Source organism: Mesorhizobium sp. BR1-1-2 (assembly GCF_020165435.1).
In the GTDB taxonomy this organism is placed as follows: domain Bacteria; phylum Pseudomonadota; class Alphaproteobacteria; order Rhizobiales; family Rhizobiaceae; genus Mesorhizobium.
This window is the reverse complement of the sequence record NZ_JAIUID010000010.1, coordinates 59,708-77,443: the sequence shown is the minus strand read 5'-3', so window position 1 is coordinate 77,443 and position 17,736 is coordinate 59,708. Positions and strand designations below refer to the sequence as shown.

At 63.1% G+C, this 17,736-nt stretch carries 19 protein-coding genes and 1 pseudogene; 11 read left to right on the top strand and 9 right to left on the bottom strand.

Annotated elements, in window-relative coordinates:
* Nucleotides 1–2 precede the first annotated feature (2 nt).
* From LB551_RS21520 to guaA, 3 genes are all read left to right on the top strand, one after another.
* Nucleotides 3–461 (top strand): PaaI family thioesterase, encoded by a 459-nt coding sequence (locus LB551_RS21520; protein ID WP_027146613.1) that lies wholly within the window; start codon nucleotides 3–5, stop codon nucleotides 459–461.
* Nucleotides 462–593: 132 nt separating this feature from the next.
* Nucleotides 594–1,262 (top strand): 5'-methylthioadenosine/S-adenosylhomocysteine nucleosidase, encoded by a 669-nt coding sequence (locus LB551_RS21515; protein WP_224660379.1) that lies wholly within the window; start codon nucleotides 594–596, stop codon nucleotides 1,260–1,262.
* A 55-nt stretch (nucleotides 1,263–1,317) separates the two neighbouring features.
* Nucleotides 1,318–2,880, top strand: coding sequence for a glutamine-hydrolyzing GMP synthase (guaA, locus tag LB551_RS21510; protein ID WP_224660378.1), 1,563 nt, complete (start codon nucleotides 1,318–1,320; stop codon nucleotides 2,878–2,880).
* 73 nt (nucleotides 2,881–2,953) lie between these two features.
* On the opposite strand, the gene LB551_RS21505 is transcribed toward guaA, so the two are convergent.
* Nucleotides 2,954–3,601: a TetR/AcrR family transcriptional regulator gene (locus LB551_RS21505; protein WP_224660377.1), complete on the bottom strand. Its 648-nt coding sequence runs from the start codon at nucleotides 3,599–3,601 to the stop codon at nucleotides 2,954–2,956.
* Between the two features lie 279 nt (nucleotides 3,602–3,880).
* Between LB551_RS21505 and LB551_RS21500 the strand changes: the two genes are divergently transcribed.
* Together LB551_RS21500 and LB551_RS21495 are read left to right on the top strand one after the other, a co-directional pair.
* The gene (locus tag LB551_RS21500; RefSeq protein ID WP_224660457.1) at nucleotides 3,881–4,774 is read left to right on the top strand and encodes an NAD(P)/FAD-dependent oxidoreductase; all 894 of its coding nucleotides are present in this window, start codon (nucleotides 3,881–3,883) and stop codon (nucleotides 4,772–4,774) included.
* 46 nt (nucleotides 4,775–4,820) lie between these two features.
* Nucleotides 4,821–5,210: pseudogene (locus tag LB551_RS21495) on the top strand (LysR substrate-binding domain-containing protein); the annotation flags it as partial.
* A 267-nt stretch (nucleotides 5,211–5,477) separates the two neighbouring features.
* On the opposite strand, the gene LB551_RS21490 reads toward LB551_RS21495, so the two are convergent.
* Nucleotides 5,478–6,056, bottom strand: a complete 579-nt coding sequence (locus LB551_RS21490; RefSeq protein WP_224660376.1) for a TetR/AcrR family transcriptional regulator — start codon at nucleotides 6,054–6,056, stop codon at nucleotides 5,478–5,480.
* Between the two features lie 115 nt (nucleotides 6,057–6,171).
* On the opposite strand from LB551_RS21490, the gene LB551_RS21485 reads away from it, so the two are divergent.
* The 3 genes from LB551_RS21485 to LB551_RS21475 all read left to right on the top strand — a co-directional run bounded on the left by LB551_RS21485 (nucleotide 6,172) and on the right by LB551_RS21475 (nucleotide 8,500).
* A complete protein-coding gene (locus tag LB551_RS21485) occupies nucleotides 6,172–6,807 on the top strand; it encodes an NADPH-dependent F420 reductase (protein WP_224660375.1) in 636 nt (211 codons plus the stop codon).
* Nucleotides 6,808–6,853: 46 nt separating this feature from the next.
* Nucleotides 6,854–7,807: an SDR family oxidoreductase gene (locus LB551_RS21480; protein WP_224660374.1), complete on the top strand. Its 954-nt coding sequence runs from the start codon at nucleotides 6,854–6,856 to the stop codon at nucleotides 7,805–7,807.
* Between the two features lie 72 nt (nucleotides 7,808–7,879).
* Nucleotides 7,880–8,500, top strand: coding sequence for an NADPH-dependent F420 reductase (locus tag LB551_RS21475; protein WP_140552447.1), 621 nt, complete (start codon nucleotides 7,880–7,882; stop codon nucleotides 8,498–8,500).
* A gap of 336 nt (nucleotides 8,501–8,836) precedes the next feature.
* Here the strand turns inward: LB551_RS21475 and LB551_RS21470 are convergent, their stop codons facing one another.
* Both LB551_RS21470 and LB551_RS21465 read right to left on the bottom strand, forming a co-directional pair.
* Nucleotides 8,837–9,439 carry an NADPH-dependent F420 reductase gene (locus LB551_RS21470; RefSeq protein ID WP_224660373.1) on the bottom strand — a complete coding sequence of 201 codons (603 nt, stop codon included), beginning with the start codon at nucleotides 9,437–9,439 and terminating at the stop codon, nucleotides 8,837–8,839.
* A gap of 83 nt (nucleotides 9,440–9,522) precedes the next feature.
* Nucleotides 9,523–10,257, bottom strand: a complete 735-nt coding sequence (locus tag LB551_RS21465; protein WP_224628497.1) for an SDR family NAD(P)-dependent oxidoreductase — start codon at nucleotides 10,255–10,257, stop codon at nucleotides 9,523–9,525.
* A gap of 267 nt (nucleotides 10,258–10,524) precedes the next feature.
* On the opposite strand from LB551_RS21465, the gene LB551_RS21460 reads away from it, so the two are divergent.
* Complete coding sequence (locus LB551_RS21460; RefSeq protein WP_224660372.1) at nucleotides 10,525–11,421, top strand: LysR family transcriptional regulator; 897 nt, start codon at nucleotides 10,525–10,527, stop codon at nucleotides 11,419–11,421.
* Nucleotides 11,422–11,538: 117 nt separating this feature from the next.
* Complete coding sequence (locus LB551_RS21455; protein ID WP_224660371.1) at nucleotides 11,539–12,114, top strand: GNAT family N-acetyltransferase; 576 nt, start codon at nucleotides 11,539–11,541, stop codon at nucleotides 12,112–12,114.
* 150 nt (nucleotides 12,115–12,264) lie between these two features.
* Here the strand turns inward: LB551_RS21455 and LB551_RS21450 are convergent, their stop codons facing one another.
* Nucleotides 12,265–13,098 (bottom strand): hypothetical protein, encoded by an 834-nt coding sequence (locus LB551_RS21450; protein WP_224628502.1) that lies wholly within the window; start codon nucleotides 13,096–13,098, stop codon nucleotides 12,265–12,267.
* Between the two features lie 560 nt (nucleotides 13,099–13,658).
* Here LB551_RS21450 and folP point away from each other — a divergent pair.
* Nucleotides 13,659–14,435 (top strand): dihydropteroate synthase, encoded by a 777-nt coding sequence (gene folP, locus LB551_RS21445; protein ID WP_263495968.1) that lies wholly within the window; start codon nucleotides 13,659–13,661, stop codon nucleotides 14,433–14,435.
* A gap of 9 nt (nucleotides 14,436–14,444) precedes the next feature.
* On the opposite strand, the gene pqqE is transcribed toward folP, so the two are convergent.
* Genes pqqE through pqqB form a run of 4 tightly spaced genes read right to left on the bottom strand, consistent with a single transcriptional unit; the run spans nucleotide 14,445 to nucleotide 17,549 of the window.
* Entirely contained in the window at nucleotides 14,445–15,566 is a 1,122-nt protein-coding gene (gene pqqE / locus LB551_RS21440; protein WP_224660369.1) for a pyrroloquinoline quinone biosynthesis protein PqqE, read from the bottom strand.
* Nucleotides 15,563–15,859 (bottom strand): pyrroloquinoline quinone biosynthesis peptide chaperone PqqD, encoded by a 297-nt coding sequence (gene pqqD, locus LB551_RS21435; RefSeq protein ID WP_140552455.1) that lies wholly within the window; start codon nucleotides 15,857–15,859, stop codon nucleotides 15,563–15,565. The genes pqqE and pqqD overlap by 4 nt, the downstream gene beginning before the upstream one ends.
* Nucleotides 15,856–16,614 carry a pyrroloquinoline-quinone synthase PqqC gene (pqqC, locus tag LB551_RS21430; protein WP_140498254.1) on the bottom strand — a complete coding sequence of 253 codons (759 nt, stop codon included), beginning with the start codon at nucleotides 16,612–16,614 and terminating at the stop codon, nucleotides 15,856–15,858. The genes pqqD and pqqC overlap by 4 nt, the downstream gene beginning before the upstream one ends.
* A complete protein-coding gene (pqqB, locus tag LB551_RS21425; protein WP_224660368.1) occupies nucleotides 16,611–17,549 on the bottom strand; it encodes a pyrroloquinoline quinone biosynthesis protein PqqB in 939 nt (312 codons plus the stop codon). Before pqqB ends, pqqC begins: the two co-directional genes overlap by 4 nt.
* Nucleotides 17,550–17,736: the final 187 nt, after the last annotated feature.

Genomic DNA, 17,736 nt, shown 5'->3' with positions numbered 1-17,736 from the left:
CCATGGCAGCAAAGATCGTACCCGCCCCGGATTATGAAGACCGCGTCAGGGCGTCCTTCGCGCGCCAGCAGGCGATGGCGACCATCGGCGCCGAATTGACGCTGGTGACGCCCGGCATCATCGAAATCGAGATGCCCTATTCGGCCGCACTTACCCAGCAGCACGGTTTCCTGCATGCGGGCGTCATCTCGACCGCGCTGGACTCGGCCTGCGGCTATGCGGCCTTTTCGCTGATGCCGGAGAATTCCGGCGTGCTGACCATCGAGTTCAAGGTCAATCTGCTGGCGCCGGGCAGGGGCGAGCGCTTCCTGTTCCGCGGTTCGGTGACCAAGCCCGGCCGCACCATCATCGTCGCCGACGGCCAGGCCTATGCCTTCGCCGCCGACGGCGAGGCCAAGCTGATCGCCACCATGACCGGCACCATGATGACCATGGTCGGCCGTGATGGGATTGCTGGGTGAGTGGCCGGTTCGCCATAGGCGAATTCATCGTGCCAGTGGCACGATGAAAGTCCACGAACGCCGGGAGCTGCCGGAGGCAGCGGGTCCCGGCGAGCAGGTGGCGGGCCGCAGGGCAGGGAGGAGTAGATCATCATGACCGCTAAACTGTCGCGCCTGTCCGGCAAGGATGTCCTCTTCGTCATGGCGGCGCAGGCCGAATACGGGCCGCATTTGCAGCGGCTGTTCACCCCGCTGATGACCGGTGTCGGCCCGGTCGAGGCAGCCGTCCGGCTTGGCGCCGAATTGTCCTGGCTGAAGTCGCAAGAGGCGCTGCCGGACCTCGTCGTATCGCTCGGCTCTGCCGGCAGCCGGACCTTGGAGCAGACGGAGATCTACCAGGCCATCTCGGTCAGCTATCGTGACATCGACGCTTCGCCGCTTGGCTTCGAGAAAGGCGCGACGCCGTTCCTCGACCTGCCGATTACGGTGCCGCTGCCGTTGCGCATCCCTGACGTCAAGGAGGCGACGCTGTCGACCGGCGGTGCGATCGTCACCGGCGCGGCCTTTGATGCAATTGCCGCCGACATGGTCGACATGGAGACCTTCGCCTGCCTGCGCGCCTGCCAGCTATTCGACGTGCCCCTGATTGGGCTGCGCGGCATTTCCGACGGTGCGGCTGATCTCAGGCATGTCGGCGACTGGACCGAATATCTGCACGTCATCGACGAAAAGCTGGCGGATGCCGTCATGCGCCTCGAACAGGCGATCGGATCGGGCTTGCTTCGGATGGGTTCTCCTGGCGATGTGGCGGGACCGGCCTGAAAGTCAGGCTTCGCTACCCATTGCGCCGACTCGTTTCTTTCTCTAAACGCTCGCCATGAAAACAGCCAATCAACCCGACACCGTCCTGATTGTCGATTTCGGCAGCCAGTTCACCCAGCTCATCGCCCGCCGCATCCGCGAAGCCGGCGTGTTTTCCGAGATCGTGCCGTTCCAGTCGGCCGAGGCGGCATTCAAGCGCATCAACCCAAAAGCCGTGATCCTGTCCGGCGGTCCGGCCTCGACCACGGATATCGGCAGCCCGCGGGCGCCGCAGATCGTCTTCGACGCCGGCGTGCCGGTGCTCGGCATCTGCTATGGCCAGATGGCCATGTGCGTGCAGATGGGCGGCGTCGCCGAAAGCTCCAACCATCGCGAATTCGGCCGCGCTTTCGTCGAGATCGAGAAGGAAAGTCCGCTGTTCGACGGCCTGTGGGCGATCGGCCAGCGCCACCAGGTGTGGATGAGCCATGGCGACCGCGTCATCTCCTTGCCCAAGGGGTTCGAGGTGTTCGGCAAGTCGGAAGGCTCGCCCTTCGCCATCTTCGGCAATGTCGAGCGCAGGATGTATGGCATCATGTTCCATCCGGAAGTGGTGCATACGCCCGACGGCGCCCGGCTGCTCAGGAATTTCGTCCACAACATCGCGGGCATCGAGGGCGACTGGACGATGCGCGCCTACCGCGAGCACGCGGTCGAGGCGATCCGCAAGCAGGTCGGCAAGGGCAAGGTCATCTGCGCGCTTTCGGGCGGTGTCGATTCTTCTGTCGCGGCGCTGCTCATTCATGAGGCGGTCGGCGATCAACTCACTTGCATCCTCGTCGACCATGGTCTGATGCGCAAGGACGAGGCCGCCGGCGTCGTTGCGATGTTTCGCGAACACTACAATTTGCCGCTCATTCTGGTGAACGCGTCGGATCGTTTCATCGGTGCGCTCGAAGGCGAGGCGGACCCCGAGAAGAAACGCAAGACCATTGGCCGGCTGTTCATCGAGGTGTTCGAGGAGGAGGCCAAGAAACTCGGCGGCGCCGATTTCCTGGCGCAAGGCACGCTCTATCCCGACGTCATCGAAAGCGTCTCCTTCACCGGCGGCCCGTCGGTGACGATCAAGTCGCACCACAATGTCGGCGGCCTGCCCGAGCGCATGAACATGAAGCTGGTCGAGCCGCTGCGCGAACTGTTCAAGGACGAGGTCCGCGCGCTGGGCAAGGAACTCGGCCTGCCCGAAAGTTTCATCGGCCGCCACCCGTTCCCGGGGCCGGGGCTCGCCATACGCTGTCCCGGCGGCATCACGCGCGAGAAGCTCGAAATCCTGCGCGAGGCCGACGCCATCTATCTCGACGAGATCCGCAAGGCGGGGCTGTACGACGCGATCTGGCAGGCCTTCGCGGTGCTCTTGCCGGTGCAGACGGTCGGCGTCATGGGCGACGGCCGCACCTATGAATTCGTCTGCGCGCTGCGCGCCGTCACCTCGGTCGACGGCATGACCGCCGATTTCTACCACTACGACATGGCCTTCCTGGGTGCGGCCGCCACGCGCATCATCAACGAAGTAAAAGGCATCAACCGCGTGGTCTATGATGTGACCTCGAAGCCGCCGGGGACAATCGAGTGGGAGTGATGGGGCGCGCCGAAGGCGGGAGTTCTGGTCCTACTTCGGCACCAGCAAGTACTCCTTCGCGGCCTCGTCTAGGTTATCCGTTCGCGTGGTCGTTGCCACCGTGCGCGGCGATGAACATGGCGACGGCCGACCGGCAATAGGATTCGATTTCGTTGTCGTCCTCTGCTCTCGCCTGATCGAAGCGCGCGATAATCAGGAGATCGGATCCTTTGAAAAGCGCGGCAAACAAGCGGGCGGACCGGAGAGGATCGGGCACGTTCAGAACCGCCTTCGCGTGCAACTGACGCAACAGGGCCTCGATTTCGGCGATGACATGGGCGGGGCCGGCTTCGTAATGGAGCCTGCTTAACGACTTTTGATTCGTCTTGTCGGCCATGATCATGGCTTCGACATTGCGGACGTCCGAACTCAACAGCGTGCGAAGCAGGGATGATCCCGCCGCCATGAGCTGATCTTCGGCCGAACCGTCAACGCCTTCAAAAAGGGCCCGTGGTGCAAACTGATGGCAGCGGGCCGCGATGGCCGCGCTGAACAGCGCCTCCTTGTTCTCGAAGTGCCGATAGATGCTGAGCTTGGAAATCTTGGCCCGCCGGGCGACCTTGTCCAATGTCGTCGCTTGAAAACCCAATTCCACAAAGAGTTCGCACGCGGCGTCGACTATCGTTTGGCCAAGTGCCTCGTTGGCGGGCCGGCCGCGCCGGCCCTGGCTGTCTTCGGTCACGAGAATTCCAGTACTTGACAGTATCCTAATACTTGCATTACGATACCATGTAGTATCTGAAATGTGCAAGCCAATGGGTAGGTGTCCTCCAAATCAAGTTTCCTCGGGCCGCCCGGCGATATCGATGCGGCATTGTCCGGCCGGCCAAAACAATGATGGGCGACTTTCTCGTCGATGCCGAAGCCCTGCTCGCTGCCCGTCTCGAGCGCGTATCGCTGGACGATATTTCGCGCCAGGCCCGGCCCCAACCCCTCCATCCACAACACGGAGCCCATCACCATGGATGACGTCATCATCATCGGCGGCAGCTTTGCCGGTCTCGCCGGCGCCCTGCAGCTCGGCCGTGCCCGGCGCAAGGTCACCGTTCTCGATACCGGCCTGCCGCGCAACCGCTTCGCCGGCCATTCGCATGGCCTGCTCGGCCACGATCACAAGCCACCGCTGGACATCCTGGCCAAGGCGCGGCAGCAACTGGCGCGTTATCCCACGATCAGGCTGGTCAATGCCCGGGCCGACAGCGTCTCCGGTGCCATCGACGATTTCTCCGTCCTCACTGGCGAGGGCGAAAGCCTTGCGGCGCGCCGCCTGATCCTGAGCTATGGCATCGCCGACCAGATGCCTGATGTTCCAGGCTTTGCCGAAGGCTGGGGCACGTCCATCGTGTCCTGTCCCTATTGCGACGGCTTTGAAGTCGCCGGCCGGCATTGGGGCCTCGTCTGGTCCGGCCCGCAGTCGCCCAATCATGTCAGGCTGTTCCACGATTGGACCGACACGTTGACGCTCTTCGCCGATGGTCACGACATTCCCCCCGATGTCCGGGCCGATCTGGCGCGCCGCAACATACCTGTCGTCGATGGCCGGATCATCGGGATCGCCCATCGCGAGGGCCATATCGCCACCGTCAATCTCGATACCGGCCGCAATGTCGCGGTCGACATCCTATTCGCCCATCCGCGTAACAAGCCCTCCGCAAGCCTACATGAATCACTGGGCCTCGCCACGGTCGATACGCCCGGCGGCATCGCCCTCAAGGTCGACGAGCGCCGCGAAACCAGCATGCCCGGCATCTACGCCGCCGGCGACCTCGCCACCCCCGGAATGCCCTCGGTCACCACGGCATCATGGCAAGGCACCATGGCGGGCATCTTCGCCCAACAGTCGATGCTGGTTTGAGAGCACAGATTCCCTTCTCCGGTTACCGCGGACAATCATATTCTGACTGGCCGCCTGGCATGCGGGCGCACCTGATCCTATCCGGTGGATCGTCATAAGCATTCATGGAATTCCGGACTGGGCCCGCGAGGGCGAGGTTCGCACCACGGGGGTTCCATTCAGGACCACGGACGCCGAGGCGCAGATCGTTGCTGTACGGCAAGGGCTCGGGATCACGACACTGCCGTGCTTCGTCGGAGATGCCGACCCCCTGCTGGTGAGGGTGCCGGACACCGACCTGCACATGTACGGAACGCTCTGGCTTCTCACGCAGGAGGAGACACGCAAGACGAAGCGCGTGCGGCTCTTCACGGAATTCGTATCCCGCAGGCTCGCGGCGTACGCTCCGCTTCTCGCGGGACTGTCCATATCGCGCGACCGACGCTTGGCGGGTTGACGGCGACGCTTGCCATAATCCGGTCGAAAGCCGAGCTGCGTCCGCTTGAAGCAGCGCTGTTCAATTCGCGAATGTTGCGCGCAACCGGCGCGAGGGCCACGCTACCGACGCGACGGACTTCACCATCGCTGACGGCCTCTGTGCGCGGGGACCAGTCTGCGTCAGCTGCTACGGCTGGAACAAGGTGGACCCATTTATGGACGGATGGCGCTCAGCCGGTTTTTCGCCTGCTTCCGGGCGACGATCGACTATCCGATGCTATCGAATTCACCGCGTCGCCTTTTTGACGTCCTTGCTCGACGGGTTCGCCAGGATGGCGCCCGTAATGATGCGAAAGAGATGATCGGCCCGCAGCGCAAATGAGGGTTGGTCGACCACCCAGCCGAGCGCCGTCATCAGGGCGAACAGGTCATCCCCATTCATGTCGGGCCGCGCCGCGCCTTCGGCCTGTGCGCGGACCAGCAGTCGCGCGCTCGCCGAGTGCACCGCAGCGCATGAAGCATAAAGAGCGGAGTCCGGGTTCTTGTGGGCGGCGGCCATCATGGCGACGACGCCCCTGTAGCTTTGGGCGAACACCAACCATTCCTGGAACCAGGAGATGAGTGCCTGGTCAGGTGAGTTCGACGTTTCGAGTTCATCTGCCTTCTGCGTCAATGCGTCCAGATTCGTACACAGTAGCGCCTCGAACAGGGCTTCTCGCGTCGGGAAATGACGAAGCAGCGTGGCTAGCCCGACCTCGGCTCGACGGGCGATATCGCGCATCGATGCGTCGGCGCCGTGCTGGGTGACGACCTCACGCGCGACCGCAAGGATGTGGCTGTAATTTTTTTTGGCGTCGGCTCGCATAGTTCACCTTGACAATCGGATCAGTGATCCAGATATACGGATCACTGATCCATAAGTATATGGAGCCGAAGGCGCTTTCCGGCAACCCGAAAAGCGAAGTCATGGGAACACGAACATGAGCACTATCAGCATCATCGGGTCAGGCGGTGTGGCCGCAGCGATCGGCGGCCTTGCCGCCAAGGCCGGACACGCCGTCCAGGTGATGAGCCGCGACGCCGCCAAGGCGCGGGCGCCGGCCGAGCAGGTTGGAGCCGGCGCGACGACCGGAACATTTGGCGCCGCCCCGGTCGGGGACATCGTCATCCTGGCGGTTCCTTATTCGGCCGTTCTCGACGTGGTGAAGCAGTACGGCAAAGCACTGGCAGGCAAGCTCCTCGTCGACATCACCAACCCCATCAACTCCGACTTCACGGGTTTCCTGACTCCTGAAGACAGTTTCGGCGCGCAGGAGATCGCCAAGGTTGCTCCTGCAAATGCCACTATCGTCAAGGCGTTCAACACCCAGAACGCCCATGTCCTGGCTGCCGGCCCGATCGGGGGCCATCCATTGGACGTGTTCATCGCCGGGGACGATGCTCAGGCTAAGGCGCGCGTCTCGGCGTTCATCGACAGCCTCGGACTGCGCCCGATGGATGCCGGGCGGCTGATCATGGCGCGGACGCTGGAGCACGCCTGCATGCTGTGGCTGGGCCTCATGACCCGCTCCATCAAACACACCAACTTCTCAATCCGCGTCAGCCTCCTCGGCTGAGCCCGCGGCACCACGCCTCGCATCACATTACCCAAGGAGCAGCAGTATGCGCGTTTTAGTTACTGGCGGGACCGGCCATATCGGTTCGCACATCATTCCCGAGCTCATCGCGTCCGGCCATGAGGTCATTGGCCTGGCCCGGTCGGACACGTCCGCGACTGCGGTGTCGGCGCTCGGCGCCAAGGTACGTCGCGGGGATATCACCGACCTCGACGCGCTCAAGGCCGCGGCGGCGGAGTCCGACGGCGTCATCCACGTCGCACACCGGCAAGACCTGCTGCCCTCTGGCGGGATCGACGCCGTGGCCGCCGCGGAGCTCCAGATCATGCTCGCCTACGGCGAGGCGCTGGCAGGGACCGGAAAGCCGCTCGTCGTTTCGGGGAGCATCGGCTCGCCGGGGTGGGAAGGCTTGGGCCGGCCAGCCACCGAGGAAGATCCGGCTCTTCCCGGCGGCGAAGCATACAAGGGGACCCTGCGGGTTCGTAACGCCGTGGAACTCGCCGTGATCGGCCTCGCGGAGCGGGGCGTGCGGTCTTCGGTCGTCCGAATTCCTCCCATCGCGCACAGCACGACCGATGCCGGCTTCCTCCAGCTGCTGATCGGTCTCGCGAAGGAGAAGGGCGTTATCGGTTACCCCGGTGACGGCGCGAACCTCTGGCCAGCCGTGCATGCCCGCGACCTGGCCTCCCTGTTCCGCCTGGCGCTGGAGAAGGGGCCGGCTGGCAAAACTTGGCACGGGATTGAGGGCGACGGCATCCGGTTCCGCGAGATCGCTGAGGCCATTGGCACCCGTATGGGCGTGCCCGCCGTGCCCATCCCTGCGGACGTACTGATGTTGCCGGGCTTCTTCGGCTTTCTCGCGAATTTGGTCACGCTGGACCTTCCGGCGTCCAACGCCATCACCCGCCGGACTCTCGGCTGGCATCCAGTTCAGCCGGGCCTGATCGAGGACCTCGACAACGGCCATTACTTCCAGGCTGGCCATATCGCGACCCCGTAATTCGTCAAACCAACAAACGGGATCCCCTTTTAGAAACTACCAGCAATACCCCCACTCAATAGGAGACTGCACATGAGCATTATAAGCATCATTGGCTCTGGAACTATGGCTGCCGCGATCGCGGGCCGTACCGCCAAGGCCGGACACACTGTCGAGGTGGTCGGCCGCGACCCCGCCAAGGCGCGGGCGCTCGCCGACCAACTTGGAGCCGGAGCGACCACTGGGATATACGGAGCCGCCCCCGCGGGCGACATCGTCATCCTCGCCGTGCCGTACAGCGGTGCAGCGGCGGCTGTGGCCGACTTTGGGAAAGCGCTCGATGGCAAGGTGATCGTCGACATCGCCAACCCGGTTGCCCCCGACCTCTCGGGCCTCGTCACGCCCCACGGCAGTTCTGGCGCGCAGGAGAGCGCAAAGGGCCTCCCCGCCGGCGCGCATGTTGTGAAGGCGTTCAACACGATCTTTGGTCACGTGCTTGCGAAGGGTGGACGCCTCGACGCGTTCATCGCAGCCGACGATGCGGAGGCGAAAGCGCGCGTCTCGACGTTCCTCGAAAGTCTCGGGCTGCGTCCGCTCGACGTGGGCGGCTTGCACATGGCCCAGACGCTGGAGGCGCTCGGTTTGATGATGATTGGCCTCGCCAAAAATGGCGCCGGCACCTGGGACTTCGCCATGAACGTCGATATCGGCTGAATCACCGACATCAGCCCTCATGCAGCTGGTCAGGGATCATTAGACTAACCGCGGTACTTCCGCCCTTTTAGACGTCGCCCAGCAACCAGGTGCCTTTTCGCGCCGCCGCATGACATCGCTGCCGGCCCAATCGGTAGTCCGCAGCCCAAAGCTCTACGACCAATTGCGGCCGCCGCATGGCGCACGCTTGACCGCTCCTCGCTCTTCGAACGGCGCCTATACGCCGCTAGGCCCCCAGCTTCGCGACCTTGTGGTCTTCAAATATTTGATCGCGCGCTGCTCGAAGAGGTTAGCGCGCGACCAGTTCTCGGCGTCGATCACGCGGTCGTAGATCGATTACTGCTCCTTCTTGAACAAATCCTGGAAGATGAGGTGGCCCCAAATGCGGCCGCGTGCCTGCACCAGCGCGCCACCCTCGTCGAGCTTTCCCAGCTTGACGGGGGCAAACCCGAGTTGTTTGGCCAGGGCCGCCACGGGGGCGGTCGCGTCCTCGTCGTCACCAGACAGGAAGACGACCCGGTGGCCGCCCTCGACGATCGGATCGGCAGCCAGGGTGGCCGCAGCCAGGTGATTGAACCCTTTGACGAGCTTGGCGCCGGTAAACGCCTTCGCGACGAAGGCTGAGGACGGAAGATCGTCCAGTTCTTCGGGGAGAACTCCAAAAGTGTTCATCGCGTCGATGACCGTCTTGCCTTCCCAGTTCGGCAGGGCCTTCGCGACCTCGCGATGCTCCCAGAACGGGACCGCCAAGATGATTGTGTCGGCCTCGAGCGCATCCCGCAGCGACTTGGCGATGACCGTGGGTCCAATCGCCCGAGCCTGCGGCGCCAATGCCTCGGGCGGCCGGCGGCTCGCCACGGCCACCTTGATGTTCTTACGGGCGAAGGCGTGGGCGAGGGCCTGGCCTATTTTACCGAATCCTACAATTGCGTAGCTCATAATGCTTCTCCGATCCGTGTTGATGTCGATTCCCGGCCCTCAACGGCGCTGGTCAATTGAATGGAGTGACCGGCCGTGGCGCCTCAGAGTTGCGCAAGGCCGCCGTCGACGGCGACCTCGCTGGCGGTCATGAAGCTGCTGTCCGACGATGCGAGAAAGGCGGCGACGGCCCCGATCTCCGCCGGATCGGCCATTCGCTGGAGCGGCGTCATCGCGGCGAAGACCTTCTGGCCCTCCTCGCCCAGCGCTTCCTTCGCGAGTTCGGTCGCGGTCGCCCCGGGCGATAGCACGTTGACGCGGATGCCGGTGCCCTTCAGGTCCTCCGCCCAAGTCCGCGCGAGGTTGCGCACTGCCGCCTTGCTAGCGCTGTAGGCGCTCATTGCCGCGGCGCCCGTCGTGCCGGCGCTCGATCCGGTCAGGATTATCGAACCGCCCTGGCCCATCAGCGGCAGCGCCTTTTGGACAGTGAAGATCGTACCCTTCACATTGGTGTCGAAGGTTTCGTCAATGTGCTCGGCGGTGATCTTGCCGAGCGCAAGCTGGCTTCCCGCCCCGGCATTGGCGAAGACGATGTCGAGGGTTCCGCGCTCGGCCTTCACCGTCGCGTAGAGTCGGTCGAGGTCGGCCTCATCCGAGACCGAGCCTGTCACCGCGCGGGCATTGGGCCCGAGCTCGGCCAGAGCCGCGTCGAGCGTTTCCTGCCGGCGGCCGAAGATGAAGACGAAAGCCCCCTCCTCGATGAAGCGCTTTGCCGCGGCGCGGCCGATGCCGGTAGCGCCGCCCGTGATGACTGCAACCTTACCGTTTAGCTTTCCCATGACTTTTCCTTCCAGGCTCTGCCTTTGATCGTTCGGGAAGAACCCCGAGAGCCTGGAAATAAGTCTGCAGGGGTCAGGCTGTGAGTGCGGAAGTGCGCACATCCGTGGTGCAAAATCGATCCGGTCGGACGACAGCCGCCAATCGGTGTCCGTCGTTCGGAATTGGGCCGCGCTGGTCGACATAAGCTATGATAACCGCCCACACTGCTGTACGACTGCGTTGAATACGGGCTTTGGAAAGCGCACCGCGCGGTGCGGGATCGCGCCATGATCGACTGGGATGATGTTCGCTATTTTCTGGCCGTGGCGCGCGGAGGCTCGGTGCGGGCTGCTGGCGAGCGCCTCGGTGTGAACCACTCGACCGTGCTGCGACGCGTTGCACAGCTCGAGGAGCGCCTCGGGGCGCAGATGTTCGAAAAGCTGCCTTCGGGCTACCGCCTCACGGCTGCGGGCGAGGAGGTGCTCGAACTCGCGAACCAGATGGAAGCGTCGTCGCATCAGTTGGAGACACGTGTCTTCGGGCGCGACCAGAGCGTGCGCGGGCTTCTGCGAGTGACATTGGCTCCGACCCTCGCGACACACCTGCTCATGCCGGATTTCGCCGAGTTCGCGCGTCTGCATCCTGACATCGAGATGGACGTCTTGTCGTCCGGGGAACTGGCAAATCTGACCAACCGAGAGGCCGACGTGGCGATCCGCGTCGTCTATGACCGCAAAACCCTGCCGCTCAATCTTCACGGCCTGAAGGGGCCGGAGTTGTTCGGCGGCGTCTATATGTCCCGCGATCGACTGGCCGCTTGGCATGCGGGCGCGCCTGATCCCATCCGGTGGATCGTCATAAGTATTCATGGAATTCCGGACTGGGCCCGCGAGGGCGAGGTTCGCACCACCGGGGTTCCATTCAGGACCACGGACGCCGAGGCGCAGATCGTTGCTGCAAGGCAAGGGCTCGGGATCACGACACTGCCGTGCTTCGTCGGAGATGCCGACCCCCTGCTGGTGAGGGTGCCGGGCACCGACCTGCACATGTACGGAACGCTCTGGCTTCTCACGCAGGGGGAGACACGCAAGACGAAGCGCGTGCGGCTCTTCACGGAGTTCTTATCCCGCAGGCTCGCGGCGTACGCTCCGCTTCTCGCGGGACTGTCCCTATCGCGCGACTGACGCTTGGCGGGTTGACGGCCTGCCTTTGCCGACGGCTTTCTTGGGGGGCTTGCCGGCTGCTTATGATCGCCGCTTTCCGGCTATCATTGGCGCCGTCTCAGGTGGAAAATTGCTTCGATGGAAACTGTCCGATTTCCCAGGCTCACGACACCAAGGCTCGTGCTTCGGGCGCCGAGAAAACGGGATATCCCGGCATGGTTTGCGCGCGCGACGGATGTCGAATCCGCCTCTCTTGCCGGCGATCCTGTTCCCGACGACATAAGCGCGGGCGAGCGATGGTTCGCACGTTCGCGTCAGCGGTTCGCTGACGGTACAGCGATCCAGTGGTCCATAGATGAAGTAGGAGTTTCGGAAGCGATCGGGACAATAACCCTTTCCTTCGACGCAACCGACGCCAAGGCAGCTGCATTGGGATTCGTGCTCGCGCGTGCGCATTGGGGGCACGGACTGGGCAGCGAGGCGGCGCGCGAAGTTCTCCGCTACGCTTTCGAAACTCTGGCACTTGAACGGGTGATGGCCGAAGCGGCGGCGCGCAATTTTGCCTCGGTGCGGATATTTGCGAAGCTCGGATTCAAACATGTCGAGAGCTTCATCGATGAGTCCGACGGCGAGCGTTGCGAGCGCTTTACGCTCGACCGAGACATCGGGCCGTCACTGTTGGCGAGCAACGCGATGCGGGACTTCCCGGCTTGAGCCATCGCAGGCCGGAATTCGCCGTGCGCAAGACGCCCGGTCATCGCCCGCCACGGATAAGCTAGCAGTTGGACAATAATGGCCAGCGGAACGATCCCGCCATTTCCGTGGACAAGACCAACGGCTGGACGCGATCGATCGAGTGCAAGATCAGTTGGTGCTGGCGGTGAACCCGCACTGCTTCTGCTCCATATCGATCTGCTTCGTGATGCGGACGGCGTTCTGTGCGTAGGCTTCCGTCACGGAGCCACTATTCACGGTCTTGTCCTTCAGCGGACTCACGCCTGCGCAGAGGTGGAAAACATGCGGCTCGGTGGATTTCGCGGCTCCGTTTTCGGGCGCGATCCAGTAGACGACGTCCTGCCCTGCGGGGTGGCTCGCGTCCTTCGTCGCCGCCGCCACCGCGGCGGTGTCCGCCGCGATCGCCTGCGCCTGAGCGGCGACGTCGGGCGAACAGGCGGTGGTGGGCTGCCCCGACTTGATCTGGGCTGCGCATGCGTTCATATCCTGGGTGTATTGTTCGACCGACGGGGGTTTGAAACTGATCCCCATGACCGTCGCGAGCACGGCCAGCGCAGCACCGACGCCGCCGGCAACCTTCTTGGTCCGTGGATCCATGTTTTTGTCGGTGAGGATCAGGAAAACCAGCGGGAGGAAGGCAATCAGCGTGATGATTGCGCCGAGCTGGTTTTGGAAGAAGAACCTGGCCGTGTCGGATGCGCGGGCCGGATCGTGCCTGTTGGCCGCCTTCCACAGCAAGTTGCCGGCGATTGCGAAAATCGCGATGCCGACCAGAAGGCCGATGATCAGCGGCAGGTGTGCCTGGTCGAACTTGTTCTGGCGAAGCAGCATAATCCCGTAGATCTCGCCGCCAATGGCGACAATCCACGAGAGTGCTGCGAAAAGGCGAAGACGCGTGGCGGAGGACTTCTGGCCCTGCGTCGCCTGCCAATCCTTGGTAACGTCTGGCTTGTTGTCGGTCATTGACCAGATCCCCCGATATCGACACTTATGCGGGTGGCGTTACCCGCCTGCGGAGCCTCGTTGAACGTACATTACCTGCCTTAGCGACGCGACGACAATGTGAGCGCCACGGCAGGCCTCATCCTCATACATATTGCGCATGAGTGAAGCCGTCCATACCCACGAAGGCAGACGCCTACCAGGCGACGGCTCCGTGGTCTCTGGCCCGAACTGACGACACCAGCCGAAAATCGAAATTGCCATCCCGCGGGTTCCTCCCTCGGAACGTTTTCGCACACCTGCGGTGCCCGAACATTGGCTTTTCGCACTGCGGGGTTATGATAAGCCTAGGCAAGCCGAAAGATCGAATAAGACACGAATTCCGCAATGACGATGACCACGACACCAACCGCGGTATTGCGTGGCACGGAGGTCAGCATCCCTCGCGAGAATGCACCCGGCAGACTATGTCCGCGCGATCACCATGGAGGCATGGCGTCGATGCTTGCCGCGCTCGCCGGATGAACCGTTGGCAACTTGCTCATGGACGCTATCTCGATCTTGGTGCGAGATCGTTGTTGATGGGGATCTTGAACGTTACGCCGGACAGTTTTTCCGACGGGGGAGAATTCGATCGGCCGGAGCGGGCACTCGAACAGGCCCGGCGTATGATCGGCGAGGGCGCGGCGATCATTGACGTCGGGGGCGAGTCGACCAGGCCCGGCGCCGGCAGCGTTTCGGCGCTTGAGGAACAATCGCGTATCCTCCCGATCATCGAGGCGCTGTCGTCCGACGGCAACAGCATCGTCTCGGTTGATACCTATCGGGCCGAGACGGCGCGTCTCGCGGTCGCGGCGGGCGCACATATCGTCAACGACGTACATGGCCTGCAGCGCGAACCCGACATCGCGCACGTCGCGGCGGAAACCGGCGCTGGCCTTGTCATCATGCACACCGGGCGCGACCGGGAAAAATTGGCGGATGTAATCGCCGACCAGTTCCTGTTCCTGAACAGATCGCTGGAGATCGCGCGCAACGCCGGCATCCCGGACGACCGCATCGTGCTGGACCCAGGCTTCGCTTTCGCCAAGGGCGGAGAGGAGAACCTTGAACTCATGGCTCGCTTCGGCGAACTGCGTGCTCTTGGTTTTCCATGGCTCGTCGGCACCTCGCGCAAGCGCCTTGCCCATCACCTGGTCGGCGAAAGCGACGAAGGGCGGGACGTTGGCACAGCGGCAACCAGCGTTATCCTGCGGTTGAAGGGTGCTTCGATTTTTCGTGTGCACAATGTCGGGATCAATCGCGATGCCCTGGCTTTCGCCGACGCAGTGCGCGAGCGCGAGAATACGGCGGAATGAAAGAACCTGTCAGGCGGGCTCTGTCACGACGCCGATACGCCGGTAGGTGAATGGTTCGTCCTCCGAAGAAACTGTCGCGGTGCGCTTGGCTTCGTCGATCAGCATCGCCATGCGCGCGTGGATCGGCGACTTCGCGCAAGCCGGATCCGTTGCGGCGGCATCGCCGGCGATCGCCATCGCCTGGCAGCGGCAACCGCCCCAGTCGATCTCGCGCCGTTCACAGCTGCGACAGGGTTCCTGCATCCAGTCCGTGCCGCGGAAGGCATTGAATGCCGGCGAATCGGCCCAGATCGAGGATAGGGTGTGTGGTTTGAAACGCTCGAAACTGAGCGACGGGATCGTCTGCGCGGCATGGCACGGCAGCACGGTGCCGTCAGGCGCCACCATGAACGCGTCACGCGCCCAGCCACCCATGCACGGTTTGGGGTAGATTGCGAAATAGTCCGGTGTCACGAAATCGATGTTGATAATGCCGGCCAGCCGCTCGCGTGCTTCCGCGACGATCTCCGCCTGCCGGTCGACTGCTGCACGCTCGGGCATCAGCTGATCGCGATTTATCAAAGCCCAGCCAGCGTACTGGACGTTGGCGATCTCGAGCCTCTCCGCGTCCAGCGAAAGGGCAAGATCGATAAAATCCGGTACCTCCTCGATGTTATGGCGATGGATCGGCGCGTTGATGGTGAGAGGCAAGCCGGCAGCTCGCGCGCGGCGTGCCGTCTCCAGCTTCTTGTCGTGGCTGCCTTTGTGGTTGCCGATGCGTTCGGTGGTCGCCGGCCGTGCGCCCTGAAAGCTCAATTGCAGATGGTCGAGCCCGGCTTCGGCAAATGCTTCGATGCGACCCTCGGCGATGCCGACGCCAGCGGTAATCAGATTGCTGTAGACGCCGCGCGCTGAAAGTCCGGCGATCAATTGCTCGAGGTCGCGGCGCAGCGTCGGCTCACCGCCGGACAGATGCACCTGCAGAACACCGAGATCGGCGGCCTCCGAGAACAGGCTGAGCCAGGTCTGTGTGTCGAGTTCGCGATTGGCCTTCTGCAATTCGAGCGGATTGGAACAATAAGGGCATTGCAACGGGCAGCGATGTGTCAGTTCCGCCAGCATGCCGATAGGAGGGAGGAGGGGCGTGCTCATAGCTTCACCAGCAGCTTGTCCGACCACTCTTGCAGGAAGGCGATGACGTCGGCCGCCACGGCCTCCTCCTCGGCCTCATAATCCGTGGCAAGGCCGGCGATGATTTCGCCGACCGTGGACCGTCCGTCGCAGCGCCGCAATATGTCGAGGCTGATATCGTTCGGCCAGAATATTCTCTCGGGTGAAAGCACGGCGAATGCCTGCCGCACGGAATCGTACTGTATGCGCACATGTTTCGGCAGGAAGGGTACCGATCGCAGCGACACCAAGGCTCTTTCGCGCAGCATCATCATGGGGCTGCCTCGGGGCGGAAGGCGCCGGGCGGTATATTTCCTGGCTCGCCATAGGCGTGTTGAAGCGCATCAAGCATGGCCCAGAGTATATCGCATTTGAATACCAGCGCATCTATTGCCTGCTGCTGGCGTTCCGCCGTATCGGCATGGCTGAGCACGTAGGTGAGGGCGAAGTCGGCGTCGCGCGAGGCTTGTTCGGGTCGTTGCTTGAAATAGGCCAGCGTATCCTCGGTGATATAATCGTATTTGGCCAGCATCGCTGGTACGCGCTCGCCGATGATAAGCGGTGAGAACATCTCGGTCAGCGACGACGCGACCGCCTCGAACAGCGTCCGGTTGGTGCAAAAGGAGAGGTAGGCCCCCACGGCGAACCGTGTCGCCGGCAGTGCCAGCCTTTCGCTCTTCACGGCCTCGGCGTCCAGGCCGAGCGAGGTTGCCAGATGCAGCCAGCGCGCGATACCGCCGCTCCAGCCGTCCTCCCCGTCATGGTCTTCGATACGTTTGCGCCAGGCGGCGCGAAACGCCGGATCCTCGGCATGTGCGAGGATCATGGCATCCTTGCGCGGGATGACAGCCTGGTAGCAATAACGGTTCAGCGCCCAGGCCTTCATCTCGGCCTTCGACAGCGCGCCGCTGGTCATCCTGTGATGGAAGGGATGATGATTGTGGTAGCGTTCGGCGCCGACCTGCCTCAGCACGGCTTCCAGATCGCTCGTGGACAGGCCGCCTTTGGCCGCATCGCGGAAATCGTTCAAAATTCCATCTCCATGCCGTCGCCTGCGACCTCCCAGCCTGCTGCCTTGACCGCCGCGTGTTCGGCCGAATTCTCGTCAAGGATCGGATTGGTGTTGTTGATATGGACGAAGACGCGGCGGCCCAGCCTCACATCGGCCAGGCTGGCGATCGAACCCGCGTCTCCCGAAATCGCCAGATGCCCCATGCGCGCGCCGGTTTTCTGACCGACGCCGGCGACGATCATCTCGTCGTCGGTGTAGACCGTGCCGTCGAACAGAAGACAGGCTGCATCGCAAAGACGGGCGCGCAGCCTCGCATCGATGCGTGCGCAGCCTGGAATGTAGAAGACAGAATCGCGGCTGCCGATACTCGCAATTCGGACTCCAATCGTGTCACCGGCGTCGAAGCTGAAATTGGCATCTGGATGGTCTTTGTCCTCAAGATAGAGTGCTATCTTTCCGGGCACCGGAAAGCTCTCGATCATCACGCCGGTCTCGCTGCCTTCGGCATCGCAGATGACCAATTCTTTCGCTGTCGGCAGGATGCGCCGCGGCACGACCGCCGGATCGAGAACGTTGAAAATCGAATTCGCCTCCAGCGTCGCCAGAACCTGCGCCGTTGCGTAGATGGCGAAAGGCTGCCGCTCGCGCAGGCTGAGCAGTCCGGCGATATGATCGACATCGGCATTGGTCAGCACCACCGCGCGGATAGGGGTCGAGCGCAGCGGCGCGTCGCCCGCAGGTTGCAACTCAGGGGTTGCCGCGATCTGCTGGCGAATGTCGGGAGAGGCATTGAAAAGAACCCATCCGACCCCATCCGCCGAGGCGATGACACTTGATTGGGTTCGTGAATGCACGCCAGCCATCCCGGAGCGGGCCGCGCGACTGAGACGATAATTGCAATTCCATTGCGGAAAGCCGCCGCCTGCCGCCGATCCGATAATCCTCAAATGCATGAAAATGCCCGCCCCGCGGCTTCTCTGACCAGCAGGCAATTTGCAGCCCTGAAAAGTGCCGCGCGCGCCCTACACGCGTCAAAACCTTTCGCCAAAACCCATGCGGGGATGCGTGCCCCTGTTGCCAGGGACACGCACCTCTGCGGCCTACCTCTTGGGAGTAATTTCGGCAGGCAGATACCGGGAA